Origin of the sequence: Streptomyces roseirectus (genome assembly GCF_014489635.1) — a bacterium.
Classification (GTDB): domain Bacteria; phylum Actinomycetota; class Actinomycetes; order Streptomycetales; family Streptomycetaceae; genus Streptomyces; species Streptomyces roseirectus.
In genome coordinates, this window is record NZ_CP060828.1 from 6,319,521 (window position 1) to 6,341,057 (window position 21,537).

The window sequence follows — 21,537 nt, forward strand, 5'->3', positions numbered from 1 at the left end:
CGGGAGAGCGAACCGAACGAGGGTGTGTGATCAGTCGTGGCCATTTCACTGTCAGTGGTGCTGCTGTTGGCGATCATCCTGGTGGTCATGATCAGGGGCGGCAGCATCAAGGGAGGCCCCGCGGTCGTCGCCGTCCTCTTCGGCTTCTTCCTCGCCTCGACCGGCCTCGCGCCGACGATAAACGACCTCATGGACTCGATCACCAAGGCGATCGCCGACATCGATTTCTGACGGCGGCCCGGCGCGAACAACCGCGCCGCATACGACAAGAGCCGGACTCGGAGGGTCAACCTCCGGTCCGGCTCGGGCCGTTGAAGAGAGCGGGCGACGGGAATCGAACCCGCGTAGCCAGTTTGGAAGACTGGGGCTCTACCATTGAGCTACGCCCGCACCAAGCACGCCGCAGGTCAGAGCTCCCCGCGACACAAGACGCATCGTAGCCGCTGAACCCCCTCCGGCGCACACCGCATACCCGCGTACGGAATGCGGCAGCCGGAGCGCGTGCGGCCATGTACCCTACGTGTCGCACCAGCACGGGGTATGGCGCAGCTTGGTAGCGCGTCCGCTTTGGGAGCGGAAGGCCGTGGGTTCAAATCCCGCTACCCCGACCAGCTACGCGATCACTGTCGTGATCGGCTTTGGGGCGTCTCGGCGGCTGCGGTTACTATGCAGGCTGCACGCCCGTGTCTCTCTACTCTCTGGAAGTCTCCGGGCGGCGATCGGCGGACCATTCGAGGTCCCGCCGGCAAACCAAGAAGTCAGCCACCAAGGAGACCGAACCGTGAAGAGCGCCGTGGAGACCCTGAACCCGACTCGGGTTCGGCTCACTGTCGAGGTGCCCTTCGAGGAGCTCAAGGACAGCCTCGACGCGGCGTACAAGAAGATCAACCAGCAGGTCACGGTCAAGGGCTTCCGCAAGGGCAAGATCCCGGCCCGGGTCATCGACCAGCGCTTCGGCCGCGGTGCGGTGCTGGAGGAGGCCGTCAACGACGCCCTCCCGAAGTTCTACACGGACGCGGTCAACGAGGCCGAGCTGAGCGTCCTGGGCCAGCCCGAGGTCGACATCACCGAGCTGAAGGACGGCGAGACGCTGAACTTCACCGCCGAGGTCGACGTCCGCCCCGCCCTTGAGCTCCCCGAGGACTTCTCCTCCATCGAGGTCGAGGTCGACGCGGTCGAGGTCACCGACGAGGACGTCGAGAAGTCGGTCGAGCAGCTGCGCGAGCGCTTCGCCTCCACCTCGCCGGTCGAGCGCGCCGCCGAGGAGGGCGACGTCGTCACCGTCGACCTGGAGGCCAAGGTCGACGGCGAGGTGCTGGAGGACGGCATCGCCAGCGGCGTCTCCTACACCATCGGCTCCGGCGAACTGCTCGAAGGCATCGACGACGCCGTGAAGGGCCTGGAGGCCGGTGGCGAGGCCACCTTCACCTCCGAGCTGAAGGGCGGCACCGGCGCGGGCAAGGAGGCCGAGGTCACCGTCAAGGTCACCCAGGTCGCCGCCCGTGAACTGCCCGAGCTGGACGACGAGTTCGCGCAGCTCGCCTCCGAGTTCGACACGCTGGAGGAGCTGAAGGCGGACAGCCGCAAGCGCCTGGCGAACATGAAGCAGTACGACCAGGCCACGCAGGCCCAGGAGCGCGTCCTGGAGAAGCTGCTGGAGCTCGTCGAGGTCCCCGTCCCCGAGAAGCTTCTCGAGGACGAGGTCAACACCCGCAAGCACAACCTGGAGCACCACCAGCTCCCGCAGATGGGCCTCGACCTCGACAAGTACCTGGAGCTCCAGGGCAAGACCGCCGAGGAGTTCGAGACCGAGACGCGTGACGCCGCGGTCAAGGGCATCAAGACCCAGTTCGTCCTGGACGAGCTGACCAAGCGCGAGAAGCTTTCCGTGAACCAGGAAGAGCTGACCGAGCACCTGATGCGCCGTGCCGCCTCCTCCGGCATGTCCCCCGACCAGTTCGCGCAGGCCGTCGTCGAGGGCAACCAGGTCCAGCTGCTCGTCGGCGAGGTCGCCCGCGGCAAGGCCCTGGCCCTGGTCGTCGAGTCCGCCACGGTGAAGGACACCAACGGCGAGGTCATCGACCTGGACGACGAGGACGAGGACGAGGAGGGCGCCGAGGCGTCCGCCGAGACCGCCGACGCCGCCGCCGAGGAGAAGGCCGACGCCTGAGCCTGACGGCCGGTAGCAGACAGACGGCGAGCCCCGAGCGCACCTCGGGGCTCGCCGCCGTTTTCCGGGCCCCGGTCTACGCCCCCGGCGAACACTGACCTTTGCGGGATTCTCTGAACGGAGCGGCGCGTTAGGGTCCATTGATACGGGGCCGGAGATCTCGGCTGGACCGCCGAGGGCCCCCGCAGGGAAACGTGAGACGGCCCGGCGCCGTCGTAAGACGAGCAGGTGGATACGTGACGAATCTGATGCCCTCCGCCGCCGGCGAGCCCTCCATCGGCGGTGGCCTCGGCGACCATGTCTACAACCGACTGCTCAACGAGCGGATCATCTTCCTCGGCCAGCCGGTCGACGACGACATCGCGAACCGGATCACCGCGCAGTTGCTCCTCCTCGCGGCGGCTGACCCCGCCAAGGACATCAACCTCTACATCAACAGCCCCGGCGGCTCGATCACCGCGGGCATGGCGATCTACGACACCATGCAGTTCATCAAGAACGACGTGGTGACGATCGCGATGGGCCTCGCCGCCTCCATGGGCCAGTTCCTGCTCAGCGCGGGCACCCCCGGCAAGCGGTTCGCGCTGCCGAACGCCGAGATCCTGATCCACCAGCCCTCCGCCGGCCTCGCCGGCTCGGCCTCGGACATCAAGATCCACGCCGAGCGCCTGCTGCACACCAAGAAGCGCATGGCCGAGCTGACCTCCCTGCACACCGGCCAGACGGTCGAGCAGATCACCCGCGACTCGGACCGCGACCGCTGGTTCGACGCGCACGAGGCCAAGGAGTACGGCCTCATCGACGACGTCATCGCCACGGCCGCCGGCATGCCGGGCGGCGGCGGCACCGGAGCGTAGCCCTCCGGGGGTCACCCAGGGTTTGGCCCGGCCCCGCAAGGGGCCGACCCGGAACGCCGTCCCGGCGGGGCCGGCCTCGGAAGGGCCGGGAACCTCGGAGGGACACGAACCCGGCGGGGCCGGTCTCGAAGAAGGGGCCGATTGTCCCGAAGGGACGCGAACCCCGATGGGGCCGGTCCGGAAGGGCCGGGAACCCGGAGGGCCGCGAATCCCGGAGGGGCCAGCCCTGAAGGGGCCGGGAACCCCGAAGGGGTGCGAACCCGATGAGGCCGGTCTCGAAAGGGTCGGGGCCTCGGAGGGGCGCGGACCCGGCGGGGCCGGGCCCTCAAGGGGCCGGGAACCTGAAGGGGCCGTATCCGGAGGGGACTTGCTTCCCCGCCGGCCCGGTCCCGAGGGGTCACGACTCCGAGGGGACGTTCCGGAGGGGCCGAAACTCCGACGGGGCGGTCCGGAAGGGTCGTCGTCCGAGGAGGCCGGTCCGGAAGGGTCGTCGTCCGAGGAGGCCGGTCCGGAAGGGTCGTCGTCCGAGGAGGCCGGTCCGGAAGGGTCGTCGTCCGAGGGAGCCGGTCCGGAAGGGTCGTCGTCCGAGGAGGCCGGTCCGGAAGGGTCGTCGTCCGAGGGAGCCGGTCCGGAAGGGTCGTCGTCCGAGGGAGCCGGTCCGGAAGGGTCGTCGTCCGAGGGAGCCGGGCCGGACAGGGCCGGATCCCCGCAGGGCGGCCCGGACGGTTCGGGGTCCCTGGGAGGATGCCCTCGGCGGACGCGGAGTCCCGGCGAGGCCCCCGGTCCCGGCGGAGCCCTTGTGGTCTCTGGGAGGCCGGCAAGGCCCCGCGAGGGGCCGTGTGGCCAGCCGGACCCCGTAGGCCCCATAGGAACCCCGGAGGACCCCGTGTCCGACGGCCCGCAGGATCCCGTCCCAGCCCTCCGGCCCAGGCCCGTACGCCCCGTACGCCCCACGGTCCCGGCCCCCGAAGACGACGCCCGACGCACCCCCGCCCCACCAGCCACCGCCCAGCACAGCTTTCTCAGGAGAACACCGTGAACAGCTTCCCCGGCAGCGGACTGTACGACCGCGCGCAGGCCGAGTACACCGGCCCCAAGGCCGAGTCCCGCTACGTCATCCCGCGCTTCGTCGAGCGCACCTCGCAGGGCGTCCGTGAGTACGACCCGTACGCGAAGCTCTTCGAGGAGCGCGTCATCTTCCTCGGCGTGCAGATCGACGACGCCTCCGCGAACGACGTCATGGCGCAGCTCCTGTGCCTGGAGTCGATGGACCCGGACCGGGACATCTCGGTCTACATCAACAGCCCCGGCGGCTCCTTCACCGCGCTGACCGCGATCTACGACACGATGCAGTTCGTGAAGCCGGACATCCAGACGGTCTGCATGGGCCAGGCGGCCTCCGCCGCCGCGATCCTGCTCGCCGCCGGTACCCCCGGCAAGCGCATGGCCCTGCCGAACGCCCGCGTCCTGATCCACCAGCCCTACAGCGAGACCGGCCGCGGCCAGGTCTCCGACCTGGAGATCGCCGCCAACGAAATCCTCCGGATGCGCGGCCAGCTGGAGGACATGCTCGCCAAGCACTCCACCACGCCGATCGAGAAGATCCGCGAGGACATCGAGCGCGACAAGATCCTGACCGCCGAGGACGCCCTGTCCTACGGTCTGATCGACCAGATCATCTCCACCCGGAAGATGAACAACTCGTCCATCCGTTGACGGCCGGACGCATTCGTCCGGCGCCCCTTGGCACGGTTTGACCCGGTCCACGGCAAAGTGAACCGTGCCAAGGGGGGCCCGAACGGGGGGCCAGGCAAGGTACCGTCGACATAAGGCAGCACCAGGAGCCGCTGGACTCGTAGCGTCCAGTCGTCTCCCATGGCGAAGGGGAAGCACACCGTGGCACGCATCGGTGACGGCGGCGATCTGCTCAAGTGCTCGTTCTGCGGCAAGAGCCAGAAGCAGGTCAAGAAGCTCATCGCAGGGCCTGGTGTGTACATCTGCGACGAGTGCATCGATCTCTGCAACGAGATCATCGAGGAGGAGCTCGCCGAGACGAGCGAGGTGCGCTGGGAGGAACTGCCCAAGCCCCGCGAGATCTACGAGTTCCTGGAGGGCTACGTCGTCGGCCAGGAGGCCGCGAAGAAGGCCCTCTCGGTAGCGGTCTACAACCACTACAAGCGCGTCCAGGCCGGCGAGAACGGCGGCGGCCAGGGCCGCGAGGACGCCATCGAGCTGGCCAAGTCCAACATCCTCCTGCTCGGCCCCACCGGCTCGGGCAAGACGCTCCTCGCCCAGACCCTCGCGCGCATGCTGAACGTCCCGTTCGCCATCGCCGACGCGACGGCGCTCACCGAGGCCGGGTACGTCGGCGAGGACGTCGAGAACATCCTGCTGAAGCTGATCCAGGCGGCCGACTACGACGTCAAGAAGGCCGAGACCGGGATCATCTACATCGACGAGATCGACAAGGTCGCCCGCAAGAGCGAGAACCCGTCGATCACGCGTGACGTGTCCGGTGAGGGCGTCCAGCAGGCCCTGCTGAAGATCCTGGAGGGCACCACCGCCTCCGTGCCCCCGCAGGGCGGACGCAAGCACCCGCACCAGGAGTTCATCCAGATCGACACGACGAACGTCCTGTTCATCGTGGGCGGCGCCTTCGCGGGCCTGGAGAAGATCATCGAGTCCCGGGCCGGCGCGAAGGGCATCGGCTTCGGCGCGACGATCCGCTCCAAGCGCGAGCTGCAGTCCAAGGACCAGTTCGAGGAGGTCATGCCGGAAGACCTCGTCAAGTTCGGCATGATCCCCGAGTTCATCGGCCGCCTGCCCGTCATCACCTCGGTGCACAACCTCGACCGCGAGGCCCTGCTCCAGATCCTCATCGAGCCGCGCAACGCGCTGGTGAAGCAGTACCAGCGCCTCTTCGAACTCGACGGCGTGGAGCTGGACTTCGAGCGCGAGGCGCTGGAGGCCATCGCCGACCAGGCGATCCTGCGCCAGACCGGCGCCCGCGGCCTGCGCGCCATCATGGAAGAGGTCCTGCAGGGCGTGATGTACGAGGTCCCGTCCCGCAAGGACGTCGCCCGCGTCGTCATCACCGCCGACGTCGTCCTCTCCAACGTCAACCCGACGCTCATCCCGCGCGACTCGCGCGGCGGACGCGGGCCGGGGGAGCAGAAGTCCGCGTGAGCGAACGCCAGTTGTGACGCCGAAGGGCCCCCGGAATCCACGTCCGGGGGCCCTTCGTCATCACCGCACGCCTCACACCTTGACGCGGACTTCCTTGCGCAGCTTGTTCGTCAGGTCGACCGCCGTCGCCTTGTCGGTGCTCTTCGTGTTGTCGCCGGGGGAGACCATCGCGACCGTGCTGTAGTCCGCCCAGACGCAGAACCAGTCCGTGGAGACCTTCTTCGTCAGGGCGTTGACGCTCGACGCCGCCTGGCACTTGGCCACGGCCCCGTCGATGTCGACCTCCTCCGGCTGCCCCTCAAGCGTCGTCTTCGACGCCGTGGCGGACGAGGTGCCGCCCGACTCGGCCTTCTTGTTGTTCGCCTCGATCTGCGCCGAGATCGCCACGAAGTACTTGTCGAGCGTCGTCTTCGGGTCGGCTATCTCGCCGTAACCGCCGAGCAGCGTCACGCCCCGCGCGGTCAGCAGCTCACTCTGCGGCGGGAGGTCGGCCGGGTCGGGGTTCTGCGGGTCGTAGTCCCCGAAGTCCGCCGTCGACCACTGCCCGACGACGGCCTTGCCGTTCTTGACGCCGCTGGTCTGGAGGTATTTGACGGTGTCCCCGTCCGACGTCTCGCCGCCCTTGCCGACCCGCTTGTACTCGCCGACGACCGTCTGCGGGGTGTCCAGCCGGTGCGCCCCGTCGTCCGCCAGCCCGCTCCCACCGCTCCCGCTGGTCACGACGTACGCGCCCACGGCGACCGCCACGACGACGGCGGCGACCCCGACGATCAGTCCCGCGCGCTTCTTCTTGGGCGCCGGGGCGGGCGGCGGCTGCATCGGGGGAGTCCCGTAGGGGGCCTGCCCGTAAGGGGGTTGCTGCCCGTAGGGGGCCTGACCGTACGGCGCCTGCGGGGCCTGGACGCTGCCCATCGGCTGCGTCGGCTGGTTGTACGGGTTGGCCTGCGGCGGGAAACCCTGCGGCGCGCCCTGGGGGGACGGCTGGGGGGACTGCTGGGGGTACCCGTAGCCGGGCTGCGGCGCCTGCGGCGCCTGGCCGTACGGACCCGGCTGCCCGTAGGGGCCCGGCGAGCCGTACGGACCGGGCTGCTGCGGCTGACCGCCGTACGGTCCCGGCTGGTTGTTGCTCATCCCTGGGTTCCCCTCCAGATGTCTCACGTGTTCCTGACATCCTGGCCGAGCCGCGGCCCGCCCACGGCATCGGGGTCCCGGCCGTTACAGAACAATCGCGTTTCTGGACCGCCCGGTGACACCCCTAAACTGGGCCCGTGACCGAGAACGCTCAGCAGCACCCAGCGCCCACCACCGACCTGCCGACCCAGTACGCGCCGGCCGAGGTAGAGGGGCCGCTGTACGAGCGCTGGGTGGAGCGGGGCTACTTCGAGGCACACGCGGACAGCGACAAGCCGCCGTACACGATCGTCATCCCCCCGCCGAACGTCACCGGCTCCCTGCACCTGGGCCACGCCTTCCAGCACACGCTGATGGACGCCCTGGCCCGCCGCAAGCGCATGCAGGGCTTCGAGTCCCTGTGGCTGCCCGGCATGGACCACGCCGGCATCGCCACTCAGAACAAGGTCGAGCAGCAGCTCGCCGAGGAGGGCAAGTCCCGCCACGACCTGGGCCGCGAGGAGTTCACCGCGCGCGTGTGGCAGTGGAAGGACGAGTACGGCGGCAAGATCCTCGGCCAGATGCGCCGCCTCGGCGACGGCGTCGACTGGTCCCGCGAACGCTTCACCATGGACGAGGGCCTGTCCAAGGCCGTCCAGACCATCTTCAAGCGCCTCTACGACGACGAGCTGATCTACCGCGCCGAGCGCATCATCAACTGGTGCCCGCGCTGCCTCACGGCGATCTCCGACATCGAGGTCGAGTACCAGGAGGACGCCGGCGAGCTGGTCTCCATCCGGTACGGCGAGGGCGAGGACAGCCTCGTCGTCGCCACGACCCGCGCCGAGACGATGCTCGGCGACACGGCCGTCGCCGTCCACCCCGACGACGAGCGGTACCAGCACCTCGTCGGCAAGCGGATCAAGCTGCCCCTGACCGACCGCACGATCCCGGTCGTCGCGGACGCGCACGTCGACCCCGAGTTCGGCACCGGCGCCGTCAAGGTGACCCCGGCGCACGACCCGAACGACTTCGAGATCGGCCGCCGGCACGACCTGCCGAACATGACGATCATGGACGAGCACGGGATCATCACCGTCCACGGTCCTTTCCTCGGCCTCGACCGCTTCGAGGCGCGCTCGGCGGTCGTCGGCGCGCTCAAGGAGCAGGGGCGGATCGTCGCCGAGAAGCGGCCGTACATGCACTCCGTGGGCCACTGCTCGCGCTGCAGGACGACCGTCGAGCCCCGGCTGTCCATGCAGTGGTGGGTCAAGGTCGCGCCGCTCGCGAAGGCCGCCGGGGACGCCGTCCGGGACGGGCGCGTCGCGATCCACCCCGAGGACATGTCGAAGCGGTACTTCGACTGGGTCGACAACATGCACGACTGGTGCATCTCGCGCCAGCTGTGGTGGGGCCACCGCATCCCGATCTGGTACGGCCCTGACGGCGAGGTCGTCTGCGTCGGCCCCGACGAGGAGCCGCCCACCGGCGAGGGCTGGACGCAGGACTCCGACGTCCTCGACACCTGGTTCTCCTCCGGCCTGTGGCCCTTCTCCACGCTCGGCTGGCCCGAGAAGACGCCCGACCTGGAGAAGTTCTACTCGACGGACGTCCTGCTCACCGGCCACGACATCATCTTCTTCTGGGTCGCCCGGATGATGATGTTCGGCCTGTACGCGATGGACGGCGAGGTCCCCTTCAAGACCATCGCGCTGACCGGTCTCGTCCGCGACGAGTTCGGCAAGAAGATGTCCAAGTCGAACCCCAACGCCGTCGACCCCCTGGTCTGGATGGACAAGTACGGCTCCGACGCCGTCCGCTTCACCCTCGCCAAGGGCGCCAACCCCGGCGCGGACGTGCCCATCGGCGAGGACTGGGTCCAGGCGTCCCGCAACTTCACCAACAAGGTGTGGAACGCGACGCGGTTCGCCCTCATGAACGGCGCGACCGTCGAGGGCGACCTCCCGCCGGTCGAGCAACTGTCGGCGACCGACCGCTGGATCCTCTCCCGTCTCAACAAGACGGTCGCCGAAGTCGACGCCTTCTACGACGACTTCCAGTTCGCCAAGCTCAGCGAGTCCCTGTACCACTTCGCGTGGGACGAGGTCTTCGACTGGTACGTCGAACTCTCCAAGCCCACCTTCTTCGCGGGCGGCGAGCAGGCGAAGGTCTCGGCCCGCGTCCTGGGCGAGGTCCTGGACGTCATGCTGCGCATCCTGCACCCGGTGATCCCGTTCGTCACGGACACCCTGTGGACGACGCTGACCGGCGGCGAAACCCTGGTCACGGCCGCCTGGCCGGCCGACTCGGGCTTCCGCGACGACGCCGCCGAGCAGGAGATCGCCCTCGTCCAGCAGGTCGTCACCGAGGTCCGCCGCTTCCGCAAGGACCAGGGCCTCAAGGACGGCCAGAAGGTCCCGGCCCGCCTCGACCTCACCGGCACGCCTCTGTCGGCCCACGAGCCCGCCATCCGCCAACTCCTCCGTCTCCAGCCGGAGACCGAAGAGTTCGCGGCCACGGCGACCCTCCCCGTGGCCGGCGCCACGGTCGCCCTCGACCTCTCCGGCACGATCGACGTCGAGGCGGAGCGCAAGCGCCTGACCAAGGATCTGGGGGCGGCCGAGAAGGAGAAGGCCGAGGCCGAGAAGAAGCTCGGCAACGAGGCGTTCGTGGGCAAGGCCCCGGAGCAGGTCGTCGAGAAGATCAAGGCCCGCCTGACCAAGGCGGACGCGGACATCGCGCGGATCACGGCCCAGCTGGAGAACCTGCCGAAGGCGTGAACGACCGAGGGCCCCGGTGCTGCGGAAGCACCGGGGCCCTCGTCGTGCGCGGACGGTCAGCGCATCATGTCGTCCAGGTCGTACGGGGACACCCACCAGCCGTTGCGGCAGATGCGGCCCTCGGGGTCGTGGTCGCCCTCCCGGTACTCGCCGGAGCCCGTCTTCTCGCCGTTGGGACCGGTGAAGTACGACGTGTAGTAGTAGCGGCAGCCCGCGGCGGCGGAGGCGGAGGCCAGGGGAGCGACCGCCACGGTGAGGGTCGTGGCGGCGAAGGACGCGGCCAGCAGCGCGGGGACGAATCTGCGCATGACTGTTCCTTTCTCGAAAAAGGGAACGAACGGGACTGCCGGTGAGCATGGCGGACCGCGTCCCCGCCACGCCCGGGGACGCGCCCGGCGTTCACCGCACTGGGCGATACGCCCCGGACCCACCCGTTGTCGGACCCCGTCCGTAGACTGGACCGCGTGACAGACAGCGACCCGTTCGACGAGATCATCGCCGCCGAGACCGACCGTGACCCCGACCTCGCGGTCATCGAGGCGGGGAGCCGCACACTCCGCACCCAAGGCGCGGGCCAGGCCCAGGCCGACGTCCCGGCACGCCCCGCGGACCCCGAGGTCGAGAAGGCTCTGCGCGAGGTCGAGACGGAGCTGGCCACGCGCTGGGGCGAGACGAAGCTGGAGCCGTCGGTCAAGAGGATCGCCGCGCTGATGGACGTCCTGGGGGAGCCCCAGAACGCGTACCCGTCGATCCACGTCACGGGCACGAACGGCAAGACGTCCACGGCCCGCATGATCGAGTCGCTGCTCGGCGCGTTCGAACTGCGCACCGGCCGCTACACGTCCCCCCACGTCCAGTCGATCACCGAACGCATCAGCCTGGACGGCGCCCCCCTCTCGGCGGAGCGCTTCGTCGAGACGTACCAGGACATCAAGCCGTACGTCGAGATGGTCGACGCCCAGCAGGAGTTCCGCCTCTCCTTCTTCGAGATCCTGACGGCCATGGCGTACGCGGCGTTCGCGGACGCCCCGGTGGACGTCGCGGTCGTCGAGGTCGGCATGGGCGGCACCTGGGACGCGACGAACGTGATCGACGCGGACGTCGCCGTGATCACCCCCATCTCCCTGGACCACACGGACCGCCTGGGCTCCACCCCCGCCGAGATCGCCGGCGAGAAGGGCGGCGTCATCAAGGCGGACGCGACGGTGATCCTGGCCCAGCAGCCGGTGGACGCCGCGCAGGTCCTGCTGAAGCGCGCGGTCGAGGTCGACGCGACGGTCGCGCGCGAGGGCCTGGAGTTCGGGGTCGTCGAGCGGCAGGTCGCCGTCGGCGGCCAGCTGATGACCCTGCGGGGCCTGGGCGGCGAGTACCCCGAGGTCTTCCTCCCGCTGCACGGCGCCCACCAGGCGCACAACGCGGCCGTGGCCCTCGCCGCCGTCGAGGCGTTCTTCGGCGTCGGCGCCGCCCGCGCGGAACCCCTCGACCTCGACGTCGTCCGCAAGGCGTTCGCGGCCGTCACCTCGCCGGGCCGCCTGGAGGTCGTCCGCCGCTCGCCGACGGTCGTCCTGGACGCCGCGCACAACCCGGCGGGCGCGCGCGTGACGGCCGACGCGATCAGTGAGGTGTTCGACTTCAGCCGGCTCATCGGCGTCGTCGGCGCGAGCGGCGACAAGGACGTCCGGGGGCTCCTGGAGGCGTTCGAGCCGATCTTCGCGGAGATTGTCGTCACGCAGAACTCGACGGCGCGCGCGATGGACGCGGACGAGCTGGCGGCGATCGCCGTCGAGGTCTTCGGCGAGGACCGCGTCCAGGTCGAACCCCGCCTCCCCGACGCCCTGGAGGCCGCGATCACGCTGGCCGAGGAGGACGGCGAGTTCTCCGGCGGCGGCGTGCTGGTCACCGGTTCCGTCATCACCGTGGGCGAGGCCCGCGTGCTGCTGGGAGGTCGCTGAGGATGCGCACGCTCTGTTCCTCGACGCTGATCGGCGAGTTCTTCCTCATCGGTTTCGCGGGCCTGGTCGCGATGAAGGACCCGGACCTGTCGATGGGGACGGTCTGGACGGTCTGCGGCGTCCTGATGGGGCTGAGCCTCCTGCTGTGCGGGTTCGTCACCCGCCCCGGCGGCGTCGCCCTCGGCTGGGCCCTGCAGATCGCCCTGATCGTCTCGGGCCTCTTCGTCCCGCTGATGTTCTTCATGGGCGCGGTCTTCGCGGGCCTGTGGTGGGCGTCGGTCCACTACGGCCGCAAGGTGGACGAGGCGAAGGCGAGGTTCGCCGCGCAGGCTGCCCCCACTACACCTGACGCTGCGTGACGGCGGTACCGACACGCCCTGTAACCTCGTGGCACCGCACCTCAGCAGCGAAGGAGCCCATCCGTGAGCCAGCGCACCCTCGTCCTCCTCAAGCCCGACGCCGTCCGTCGTGGCCTGACCGGCGAGATCATCAGCCGTATCGAGCGCAAGGCCGACTGGCGGATCACCGCGCTGGAGCTGCGGACGCTGGGCCGGGAGATCCTGGAGCAGCACTACGGGGAGCACGTGGGGCGGCCGTTCTACGAGCCGCTGATGGAGTTCATGGCGTCCGGTCCGGTCGTCGCGCTGATCGTCGAGGGCGAGCGGGTCATCGAGGGCGTGCGGCAGCTGGCCGGCCCGACGGACCCGATCGCCGCCGCGCCGGGCTCGATCCGGGGTGACTTCGGGGTCATCGTCCGGGAGAACCTGATCCACGCCTCGGACTCGGCGGAGTCGGCGGAGCGCGAGGTCAAGCTGTTCTTCCCGGGCCTCGCCTGAGCGTCTGGATGAACGCGGACCCGCTCACGCGGAGGTTTCGCGGATTTTTCTGAGGGTCAGTCAGAACGCCTGTCCGTCAGCCCGGGGACGGCCGTACATTTTCGGCCGTCCTTCGGCATATGCGATGCCGATCGGGGGAACGCGTGCCCCCGATGGACCGTCTCCACAAGCGAGGCGGGTCGGCACGTGCTGACAATGGCGAAGACCCTCGCGCGGTGTCCGTGAAGGCGCGTCTACGATGTAATCCTTCACGTCACCGCACCCACTTCGCCGTCCTGAGAAGCTGTCGCCAGCTCGTGGGAAGGCCAGACGAATCCTGATGGGGAACTCAATGTCGTTCATCGGCCGTGACATGGCTGTCGACCTCGGGACCGCCAACACGCTGGTGTACGTCAGGGGTCGCGGGATCGTCCTCAACGAGCCGTCCGTGGTCGCGATCAACACCAACACCGGTGGGATCCTCGCGGTCGGCGCCGAGGCGAAGAAGATGATCGGTCGCACCCCCGGCAACATCGTCGCCGTGCGTCCGCTCAAGGACGGCGTCATCGCCGACTTCGAGATCACCGAGCGGATGCTGCGTTACTTCATCCTGAAGATCCACAAGCGCCGCTACCTCGCCCGGCCCCGCGTCGTCGTGTGCGTGCCCAGCGGTATCACCGGCGTCGAGCGCCGCGCCGTCATCGAGGCGTCCACGCAGGCCGGTGCCCGTCAGGTGCACATCATCGAGGAGCCCATGGCCGCGGCCATCGGCTCGGGCCTGCCGGTCCACGAGGCGACCGGCAACATGGTCGTCGACATCGGCGGCGGCACCACCGAGGTCGCCGTCATCTCGCTCGGCGGCATCGTCACCGCCCAGTCCATCCGCGTCGCGGGCGACGAGCTGGACAACGCGATCATCCAGCACATCAAGAAGGAGTACTCCCTCCTCCTCGGTGAGCGCACCGCCGAGCAGATCAAGATCACGATCGGTTCCGCGTACGACCTCGACGACGACGAGCACACCGAGATCCGCGGCCGCGACCTCGTCTCCGGCCTGCCCAAGACGGTCGTCATCTCGGCCGCCGAGGTCCGCAAGGCCATCGAGGAACCGGTCAACGCGATCGTCGACGCCGTCAAGACGACCCTCGACAAGTGCCCGCCCGAACTCTCCGGCGACATCATGGACCGCGGCATCGTCCTCACCGGCGGCGGCGCCCTGCTGCGCGGCCTCGACGAGCGGCTGCGCCGCGAGACCGGCATGCCGATCCACATCGCCGAGGACCCGCTGGACAGCGTCGCCCTCGGCTCCGGCAAGTGCGTCGAGGAGTTCGAGGCGCTCCAGCAGGTGCTGGACGCCGCGCCGCGCAGATGACGTAACGCTTCGATTCCGCCGTACGAGACGATCCCCTCTCGTGCGGCGGATCGTTGATATAGAGGCATAAGCTCCCCCAAAGACCCCTGTTCCCGAACGACTTCGGGGCAGGGCTCCCGGATTTCCACGCATCTCCACGCATCACTACGAGGAAGGCACGGCCGCCGCACGTGAGGGACACACGAGAGAGCCGGCTGCTCCTGGTACTCCTGGTCGCCGTCTCGTTCGCGCTGATCACGGTCGACATCAGGGGAGGTGAGGACTCTCCGGTCGACGGCGCCCGGCAGGCCGCCGCGACGGTCTTCGGCCCCATCGAGAACGGCCTCGCCTCCGCCGTCGACCCCGTCGGCAACGCGGTCTCCGCCGTACGCGACTCCGGCAAGCGCCACGACCGGCTCGCGGCCCTGGAGAAGGAGAACGCCGCCCTCAAGGCCAAGCTCGGCAGCGACGACCGCAACCGCAGCCGCCTCAGCCAGCTCGACAAGATGCTCAAGATCGCCGGCGAGGGCCAGTACGGCATCAAGGGCGCCCAGGTCATCGCCATAGGAGCGGCCCAGGGCTTCTCCTGGACGATCACCATCGACGTCGGCGCGAGCGACGGCATCCAGCGCGACATGACGGTCCTCAACGGCGACGGCCTGGTCGGCCGGGTGACGACCGTCGGCCCCCACACCTCGACCGTGCTGCTCGCCAGCGACCCCGACTTCACCGTCGGCACCCGCATGGAGGCCAGCGACGAACTCGGCTTCGCCTCGGGCCAGGGAGACCGCCCGCTGCGCGTCGAACTCCTCAACGGCAAGGCCGAGGTGAAGAAGGGCGACCGGCTCGTCACCTTCGGCTCCCAGGCCGACAAACCCTTCGTACCGGGCGTCCCCGTGGGCATCGTGTCCCGCGTCGACCCCTCCGGCGGCGACCTCACGCGGACGCTGTACGTCACGCCCTACGTCAGCTTCACCAAGCTCGACATCGTCGGCGTCGTCGTCGAGGCCCCGAAGAAGGACCCGCGCGACACGGTCCTCCCGGCGAAGCCCAAGCCCGTCCCGACGCCCACGGTGACGGTCACGGTGACCCCGGGCGCGAACCCGCCGGACCAGGGCGGGCCGGACGACCCGCAGCAAGAGCAGCAGTAGGAGCTGACGATCCCATGCGCCTCAACCGCGTCCTGCTCGCCACGACCCTCGTCGTCGTGGCCCTGGTCGTCCAGGTCAGCGTCCTCGCCCGGCTCCACCTGCCCGGCGCGGTCCCCGACCTCCTCCTCCTGACGGTCCTCGGCCTCGCGATGGTCTACGGCCACACCAGCGGCGCCCTCGTCGGCTTCGGCGCCGGGCTCCTCGCCGACCTCGCGCCGCCCGCCGACCACGCCGCCGGCCGGTACGCCCTCGTCCTCAGCGTCATCGGGTACGCGGCCGGGCTGATCAAACCCGAGACCGGGCGCCTGAAGTCGGCGACCGCTCCGATGCTGGTCGTCGTCGCCTCCGCGCTCGGCTCGACGCTGCTGTACGCGGGCGTCGGCGCGCTCGTCGGCGACACGACCGCGCGACACGTCGGCCTCGGGGGGCTGCTGTTCAGCGCCGCTCTGTACGACCTGCTGCTCGCGCCGTTCGTCGTCCCCGCGGTGATGTTCCTCGCCCGGCGCGCCGACAACGACCCGCTCGCGGAGGCGAGTTCGGCGTCCAAGGCCGCCGACATCTCCTCGGGCTGGCTGTCCTCGGGAACCGGGCTGCGGATCGGGGGGCAGCGGGGGAGCGGGCTGAAGATGAAGGCGGCGAAGCGGTCGGCCGCGCGGACGGGGCGGATCAAAGGGGTGAAGCGGCTGTGAGGCCGGGGGCATGGAATTCACCCGCAGGGGTGAACGCCGGCGGAACGCGGGCCGGGGGCCCGGCCGTTCATGAGGCGTACGGATTTTCGAATCGGGGCGTCGGAAGGGGGAGGCAGTGACGAACATCCCGGAGACCGGGCGGACGCCAAGGGTCCAGACGCGGCTCGTGGTGATCCAGATCCTGGTCCTGTCCCTGCTCGCGACGCTCGGCGGGCGCCTGTGGTACCTCCAGATCCGCGAGGGCGACGAGTACGCGAAAGAAGCGTCTGGCAACCACGTCCAGCAGGTCGTCCAGCCGGCGGTGCGCGGCTCGATCCTGGACGCGCGCGGAGTCCCCCTCGCCGACAACGAGACCCGCCTCGTGGTCTCCGCGTCCCGCACGGAACTGCTGAAGCAGAAGGACGACGGCAAGGCGGTCCTCGCCAAGCTCGCCGGCGTCCTCGGGATGACCCCCGAGGAGGTCCAGCAGAAGGTCCGCCTCTGCGACAGCGTGACCCCGAAGCCCTGCTGGAACGGCTCCCCGTACCAGCCCATCCCGATCACCGACGAGGCGACGGCCAAACAGGCGCTCCAGATCCGCGAGCGCGCCGAGGACTTCCCCGGCATCACCGCCGAGCCCGAGGCCGTCCGCCGCTACCCGGCCCCCGGCCAGTCCAACACCGCCCAGGTCCTCGGCTACCTCTCCCCGGTCACGGACGACGAGATCCAGCAGGCCAAGGACAGCGACTCGCCCTACCTGCGCTCCGACCAGGTCGGCCGCTCGGGCCTTGAGCGGGAGTACGACAAGGAACTGCGCGGCAAGGCGGGCGTCACGCGCTACGAGGTCGACAACCTCGGCCGCGTCATCGGCCAGGCCGAGGCGACCCCGGCCGAGCCCGGCGCCAACCTCGTCACCAGCATCGACGCCCGGGTGCAGCGCGTCGCGGAGTACGAGCTGAACGACGCGATGAAAGAGGCCCGCAAGCAGTGGGACCGCAACACCAATGAGAGGTACAAGGCGGACTCCGGCGCCGTCGTCGTGATGGAGGCCAAGACCGGGCGCATCGTCGCCATGGCCTCGAACCCGACGTACGACCCGAACGCCTGGGTCGGCGGCATCTCCGCCAAGGACTACCAGCGGCTCACCGGCAAGGACTCCAACTACCCGCTGCTCAACAGGGCCATACAGGGTCAGTCCGCGCCGGGCTCCATCTTCAAGGTGGTCCCCACCGCCGCCGCCGTGAACGCCGGCTACTCCTTCAACGGCCCCTACGAATGCTCCAGTTCGTACTCCATCGGCGGCCAGGTCTTCAAGAACTTCGAGTCCAAGGGATACGGCCCGATCAGCCTCGGCCGCGCCCTGGAGGTCTCCTGCGACACCGTCTTCTATCGCCTCTCCCACGAGGAGTGGAAGAAGGACGGCGGCCTCAAGCCGAAGAAGGACGCCAACAACTGGTTCTACAAGACCGCCCGCCAGTTCGGCCTCGGCGCCACCACCGGCATCGACCTGCCCAACGAGGTCACCGGCCGCATCCCCGACCGCCAGTGGAAGCAGGACTACTGGAAGGCCAACAAGGACGCCTGGTGCAAGTACGGCAAGAAGGGCGGCAGCTACGCCGAGCAGATCGCGTACGAGAACTGCCTCGAAGGCAACCTGATGCGCGCCGGTGACTCCGTCAACTACTCCATCGGCCAGGGCGACACCCTCGTCACCCCCATCCAGATGGCCACCATCTACGCGGCGATCTCCAACGGCGGCACCCTCTACACCCCCTCCGTCGGCAAGGCCGTCGTCAGCCCCGACGGCAAGACCGTCGACGAGATCAAGCCCAAGGCGCACGGCAAGCTGCCCATAGACGGCAAGACGCTCGCCGAGATGGACGACGCCCTCGCCGGCGTCGCCACCCGGGGCACCGCCGCCTGGCGCTTCGCCCAGGTCGGCTGGCCCCAGGCGAAGATCCCCATGCACGCGAAGACGGGTACCGCCGAGGTCTACGGCAAGCAGACGACGTCCTGGTTCGCGACCTACACCAAGGACTACTCGATCGTCATGACGATCTCCCAGGGCGGCACCGGCTCCGGCGCCTCCGGCCCCGCCGTCCGCAACATCTACGACGCCCTGTACGGCGTCGCCGACGACGGCACCATCAACCCCAAGAACGCCCTCCTCCCCACCCCCCAGAAAACCCTCCCCAAGGTCCAGCCCGACGGCACGATCACCTCCCCGAAGCTCCCGAAGGACCCGGCGAAGGACCAGAGGGCAAGCCAGACGGAACAGCCGAAGCAGGACGGAGGCACACTCCCGGCAGGAACGGTGCCGACGAACACGGGTGGCAACCAGGACACACGCCGTCGCCGGAGAAACGGGCCTAAGGGCAGCGGACCCAAGGGGCGCGGGGCCGTATCCATCAGCGGCTCCGCCGCGGGGCGCGACCAGCCACGACGGCGCCGCACCCGAGCTCGGAGGGAAGCCAAATGACCGGCAACTCCTTCTCCGTCTCGGGCTACGGCCCAGAACGCGCCGGCTGGACGAGACTCTTCGCCCGCGACTCCCTCGCGAGGCGCCTCGACTGGCCGATACTCCTCTCGGCCCTGGCCCTCTCCTGTATCGGCTCCCTCCTGGTCTTCTCCGCGACGCGAAACCGCACGGAGATCAACCAGGGCGACCAGTACTACTTCCTGCTCCGCCACCTCATGAACACCGGCATCGGCCTCGCGCTGATGATCGCCACGGTCTGGCTCGGCCACCGCACCCTGCGCAACGCGGTCCCGATCCTGTACGGCCTGTCGGTGTTCGGCATCCTCCTGGTGCTGACCCCCCTGGGGTCGACGGTGAACGGCGCCCACTCATGGATCGTGCTGGGCGGCGGCTTCTCCCTCCAGCCCTCGGAGTTCGTGAAGATCACGATCATCCTGGGCATGGCGATGCTGCTCGCGGCGCGGGTGGACGCCGGCGACAAGCCGTACCCCGACCACCGCACGGTGCTCCAGGCCCTGGGCCTCGCCTCGGTGCCGATGCTGGTCGTCATGCTGATGCCGGACCTGGGTTCGGTGATGGTGATGGTGATGATCGTGCTGGGCGTGCTGCTCGCGTCCGGCGCGTCGAACCGGTGGATCTTCGGCCTGCTCGGCGCGGGCGCCGCCGGCGCGCTCGCGGTGTGGCAGCTGGGGATTCTCGACGAGTACCAGATCGCGCGGTTCGCGGCGTTCGCCAACCCCGAGCTGGACCCCGCGGGCGTCGGCTACAACACGAACCAGGCCCGCATCGCGATCGGCTCCGGCGGCCTCACCGGCGCGGGCCTCTTCCACGGCTCCCAGACGACCGGCCAGTTCGTCCCCGAGCAGCAGACCGACTTCGTCTTCACGGTCGCCGGCGAGGAGCTGGGCTTCGTGGGGGCCGGGCTGATCGTCGTCCTCCTCGGCGTCGTCCTCTGGCGGGCCTGCAAGATCGCCCGTGAGACGACGGAGCTGTACGGCACGATCGTCGCCGCCGGGATCGTCGCCTGGTTCGCCTTCCAGTCGTTCGAGAACATCGGGATGACCCTGGGCATCATGCCGGTCACGGGTCTGCCGCTGCCGTTCGTGTCCTACGGGGGGTCGTCGATGTTCGCGGTGTGGGTCGCGGTGGGGCTCCTCCAGTCCATCAAGGTCCAGAGACCGATGTCGGCGTGAGCCTCCGGCGGCGGGGCCGCGTCCGACGTGCGCTTATCCCGCCGTTCGGCGTGAATTCACCCTTCGTCTCCCTCTGCCGCTCTGCCCCGGGTGGCACTAGATTCAATTCATGGCGGAGACGAAACGCGAGATCGAGCGCAAGTACGAATCCGATGAGAGCGGACTGCCGGACCTGACGGGGGTCGGGGAGATCGAGAGGGTCCTCGACCGGGGCGTGGCCGAGCTGGACGCGACCTACTACGACACGGCGGACGGGCGGCTCGCGGCGGCGTCGATCACGCTGCGGCGGCGGACCGGGGGCTCGGACGCGGGGTGGCATCTGAAGTTCCCCGTGTCGCCGGGCGTGCGGGACGAGGTGCGGGCGCCGCTCTCGGCCGGCCTGCCGCGCAGCCTCGCGGGGCTGGTCAGGTCACGGGTGCGGGACGCCGAGCTGGTCCCGGTGGTGCGGCTGAGGTCGGCGCGGGACGTACGGGAGCTGGTCGACGGCGAGGGCAGGCTCCTCGCCGAGGTCAGCGTGGACGCGGTGCGCGCGGAGCGGCTGAGCGGGGGAGACGGGGCCGCGCAGTGGTCCGAGATCGAGGTGGAGCTGGCCGACGGCGCCGATCCCGTCCTCCTCGACCAGGTCGAGAAACGCCTCCGCAAGGCCGGCGTGCGCCGCTCGGCGTCCGAGTCGAAGCTCGCGCGGGCCCTCGCGGAGACGAGCGGGACCGGGACCGGGGCCGCGAAGAGCCCCGGCAAGCAGGCCAAGTCCGCCGGGCCGGCGTCGTCCGCGAAGTCCGGGAAGGCTGACAAGGGCGCGAAGGCGTCCGGCAAGGTCGGCAAGTCCGGCAAGGTCGAGAAGTCGTCCGGCAAGGCCGGTGAGCCCGTGCCGTCCGCCGAGCCCGTGTCTTCCGCCGGGCCCGGCGAAACCCCCGGCGCGACCCCCGGTAGAACCCCCGCCCACCACACCGCCGCCCACCACGTCCTCGCCTACCTCAGTGCTCAGCGGGACGCGATCGTCGCGCTGGATCCTGCTGTCCGGCAGGACGAGTTCGACTCGGTGCACCGGATGCGGGTGGCCACGCGCAGGGCGCGCAGCGCGTTCCGGTCGTTCGGGAAGGTGCTGGACAGGGCGGTCACGGATCCGATCGGGGAGGAGCTGAAGTGGCTCGCGGGGGAGCTGGGCGTCGACCGGGACCAGGAGGTGCTGGCCGAGCGGATCACCGGCGGGCTGGAGAAGCTGCCGAGGCATCTGGTCGTCGGCCCGGTCCGCACCCGTCTGCGCACCTGGTCCCACGCCCGCCGGGGCGGTTCGCGCAGGCGCCTCATCGCCGTCCTGGACGGCAGGCGGTACCTGGCCCTGCTCGACACGCTGGACGCGCTGATCGCCGGACCCCCGCTGCTGAAGGCCGCGTCCGGTGAGCCGGAGAAGGTGATCGCCGCCGCCGTCCGCAAGGACTTCGCGCGGGTCGCGGCGCTGATCGAGGAGGCGCTGGCGCAGCCGTCGTCCGGGCCCGAGCGGGACTTCGCGTTGCACGAGGCCCGTAAGAAGGCGAAGCGGACCAGGTATTCGGCGGAGGCCGCGCAGTCCGCGCTCGGGGATCCCGCGACCGCGATGGTGAAGGTCGCCCGCTCCCTCCAGAACCTCCTCGGCGACCACCAGGACAGCGTGATGGCCCGCGAAGCGTTGCGAGAGATCGCAGGTCAGGCGCACGCGGCGGGCGAGAGCGGGTTCACGTACGGGCTGCTGTACGGCCGCGAGGAACGCCGCTCGGCGGACGACGAGGCGGAGCTGCCGGGCCTGTGGGAGCGGGTGAAGGGCGGGACCGGGATCTGAGCGGGCGGG

The 21,537-nt window shown here is 69.8% G+C and carries 17 protein-coding genes and 2 tRNA genes; 16 read left to right on the top strand and 3 right to left on the bottom strand.

What is annotated here, in order from left to right:
* Positions 1 to 36 precede the first annotated feature (36 nt).
* Entirely contained in the window at positions 37 to 231 is a 195-nt protein-coding gene (locus tag IAG44_RS27045) for a hypothetical protein (protein ID WP_187749674.1), read from the top strand.
* A gap of 88 nt (positions 232 to 319) precedes the next feature.
* Here the strand turns inward: IAG44_RS27045 and IAG44_RS27050 are convergent.
* Positions 320 to 390 (bottom strand) — tRNA-Gly (locus IAG44_RS27050).
* Positions 391 to 534: 144 nt separating this feature from the next.
* Between IAG44_RS27050 and IAG44_RS27055 the strand changes: the two genes are divergently transcribed.
* The 5 genes from IAG44_RS27055 to clpX all read left to right on the top strand — a co-directional run bounded on the left by IAG44_RS27055 (position 535) and on the right by clpX (position 6,213).
* Positions 535 to 611: transfer RNA gene (locus tag IAG44_RS27055), tRNA-Pro, on the top strand.
* Positions 612 to 781: 170 nt separating this feature from the next.
* Positions 782 to 2,170, top strand: a complete 1,389-nt coding sequence (gene tig, locus IAG44_RS27060) for a trigger factor (RefSeq protein ID WP_187749675.1) — start codon at positions 782 to 784, stop codon at positions 2,168 to 2,170.
* Between the two features lie 248 nt (positions 2,171 to 2,418).
* Positions 2,419 to 3,027, top strand: a complete 609-nt coding sequence (locus IAG44_RS27065) for an ATP-dependent Clp protease proteolytic subunit (protein WP_187752879.1) — start codon at positions 2,419 to 2,421, stop codon at positions 3,025 to 3,027.
* Between the two features lie 1,035 nt (positions 3,028 to 4,062).
* Positions 4,063 to 4,743 carry an ATP-dependent Clp protease proteolytic subunit gene (locus IAG44_RS27070; RefSeq protein WP_281404305.1) on the top strand — a complete coding sequence of 227 codons (681 nt, stop codon included), beginning with the start codon at positions 4,063 to 4,065 and terminating at the stop codon, positions 4,741 to 4,743.
* Positions 4,744 to 4,923: 180 nt separating this feature from the next.
* On the top strand, positions 4,924 to 6,213 hold the full coding sequence (gene clpX / locus IAG44_RS27075) for an ATP-dependent Clp protease ATP-binding subunit ClpX (RefSeq protein ID WP_187749676.1): 1,290 nt from the start codon (positions 4,924 to 4,926) through the stop codon (positions 6,211 to 6,213).
* Between the two features lie 72 nt (positions 6,214 to 6,285).
* Here clpX and IAG44_RS27080 read toward each other — a convergent pair whose 3' ends face one another.
* Positions 6,286 to 7,344 (bottom strand): hypothetical protein, encoded by a 1,059-nt coding sequence (locus IAG44_RS27080; protein WP_187749677.1) that lies wholly within the window; start codon positions 7,342 to 7,344, stop codon positions 6,286 to 6,288.
* Positions 7,345 to 7,481: 137 nt separating this feature from the next.
* Here IAG44_RS27080 and IAG44_RS27085 point away from each other — a divergent pair, with 137 nt between their 5' ends.
* Positions 7,482 to 10,103 carry a valine--tRNA ligase gene (locus IAG44_RS27085; RefSeq protein ID WP_187749678.1) on the top strand — a complete coding sequence of 874 codons (2,622 nt, stop codon included), beginning with the start codon at positions 7,482 to 7,484 and terminating at the stop codon, positions 10,101 to 10,103.
* A 56-nt stretch (positions 10,104 to 10,159) separates the two neighbouring features.
* On the opposite strand, the gene IAG44_RS27090 is transcribed toward IAG44_RS27085, so the two are convergent.
* The gene (locus IAG44_RS27090) at positions 10,160 to 10,411 is read right to left on the bottom strand and encodes a hypothetical protein (RefSeq protein WP_187749679.1); all 252 of its coding nucleotides are present in this window, start codon (positions 10,409 to 10,411) and stop codon (positions 10,160 to 10,162) included.
* Between the two features lie 156 nt (positions 10,412 to 10,567).
* On the opposite strand from IAG44_RS27090, the gene folC reads away from it, so the two are divergent.
* The 9 genes from folC (at position 10,568) to IAG44_RS27135 (ending at position 21,528) form a co-directional block, all read left to right on the top strand.
* On the top strand, positions 10,568 to 12,055 hold the full coding sequence (gene folC / locus IAG44_RS27095; protein ID WP_187749680.1) for a bifunctional tetrahydrofolate synthase/dihydrofolate synthase: 1,488 nt from the start codon (positions 10,568 to 10,570) through the stop codon (positions 12,053 to 12,055).
* A gap of 2 nt (positions 12,056 to 12,057) precedes the next feature.
* A complete protein-coding gene (locus IAG44_RS27100) occupies positions 12,058 to 12,414 on the top strand; it encodes a DUF4233 domain-containing protein (protein WP_187749681.1) in 357 nt (118 codons plus the stop codon).
* Between the two features lie 63 nt (positions 12,415 to 12,477).
* Complete coding sequence (gene ndk / locus IAG44_RS27105; protein WP_187749682.1) at positions 12,478 to 12,891, top strand: nucleoside-diphosphate kinase; 414 nt, start codon at positions 12,478 to 12,480, stop codon at positions 12,889 to 12,891.
* A 331-nt stretch (positions 12,892 to 13,222) separates the two neighbouring features.
* A complete protein-coding gene (locus IAG44_RS27110) occupies positions 13,223 to 14,242 on the top strand; it encodes a rod shape-determining protein (protein ID WP_055721576.1) in 1,020 nt (339 codons plus the stop codon).
* Between the two features lie 170 nt (positions 14,243 to 14,412).
* Entirely contained in the window at positions 14,413 to 15,372 is a 960-nt protein-coding gene (gene mreC / locus IAG44_RS27115) for a rod shape-determining protein MreC (protein ID WP_187749683.1), read from the top strand.
* A gap of 14 nt (positions 15,373 to 15,386) precedes the next feature.
* Positions 15,387 to 16,061, top strand: coding sequence for a rod shape-determining protein MreD (mreD, locus tag IAG44_RS27120; protein WP_187749684.1), 675 nt, complete (start codon positions 15,387 to 15,389; stop codon positions 16,059 to 16,061).
* Positions 16,062 to 16,176: 115 nt separating this feature from the next.
* On the top strand, positions 16,177 to 18,519 hold the full coding sequence (gene mrdA, locus IAG44_RS27125; RefSeq protein ID WP_187749685.1) for a penicillin-binding protein 2: 2,343 nt from the start codon (positions 16,177 to 16,179) through the stop codon (positions 18,517 to 18,519).
* A complete protein-coding gene (gene rodA, locus IAG44_RS27130; protein WP_187749686.1) occupies positions 18,516 to 19,712 on the top strand; it encodes a rod shape-determining protein RodA in 1,197 nt (398 codons plus the stop codon). Before mrdA ends, rodA begins: the two co-directional genes overlap by 4 nt.
* Positions 19,713 to 19,821: 109 nt before the next feature.
* Positions 19,822 to 21,528 (top strand): CYTH and CHAD domain-containing protein, encoded by a 1,707-nt coding sequence (locus IAG44_RS27135; RefSeq protein WP_187749687.1) that lies wholly within the window; start codon positions 19,822 to 19,824, stop codon positions 21,526 to 21,528.
* Positions 21,529 to 21,537 lie beyond the last annotated feature (9 nt).

Excerpts from the sequence above, each read along its gene's own strand:
- rodA (WP_187749686.1), top strand. The coding sequence starts at position 18,516 with ATGACCGGCAACTCCTTCTCCGTCTCGGGCTACGGCCCAGAACGCGCC.
- IAG44_RS27110 (WP_055721576.1), top strand. The coding sequence starts at position 13,223 with ATGTCGTTCATCGGCCGTGACATGGCTGTCGACCTCGGGACCGCCAAC.
- IAG44_RS27090 (WP_187749679.1), bottom strand. The coding sequence starts at position 10,411 with ATGCGCAGATTCGTCCCCGCGCTGCTGGCCGCGTCCTTCGCCGCCACG.
- IAG44_RS27100 (WP_187749681.1), top strand. The coding sequence starts at position 12,058 with ATGCGCACGCTCTGTTCCTCGACGCTGATCGGCGAGTTCTTCCTCATC.
- IAG44_RS27135 (WP_187749687.1), top strand. The coding sequence starts at position 19,822 with ATGGCGGAGACGAAACGCGAGATCGAGCGCAAGTACGAATCCGATGAG.
- mreD (WP_187749684.1), top strand. The coding sequence starts at position 15,387 with ATGCGCCTCAACCGCGTCCTGCTCGCCACGACCCTCGTCGTCGTGGCC.
- IAG44_RS27080 (WP_187749677.1), bottom strand. The coding sequence starts at position 7,344 with ATGAGCAACAACCAGCCGGGACCGTACGGCGGTCAGCCGCAGCAGCCC.
- IAG44_RS27065 (WP_187752879.1), top strand. The coding sequence starts at position 2,419 with ATGCCCTCCGCCGCCGGCGAGCCCTCCATCGGCGGTGGCCTCGGCGAC.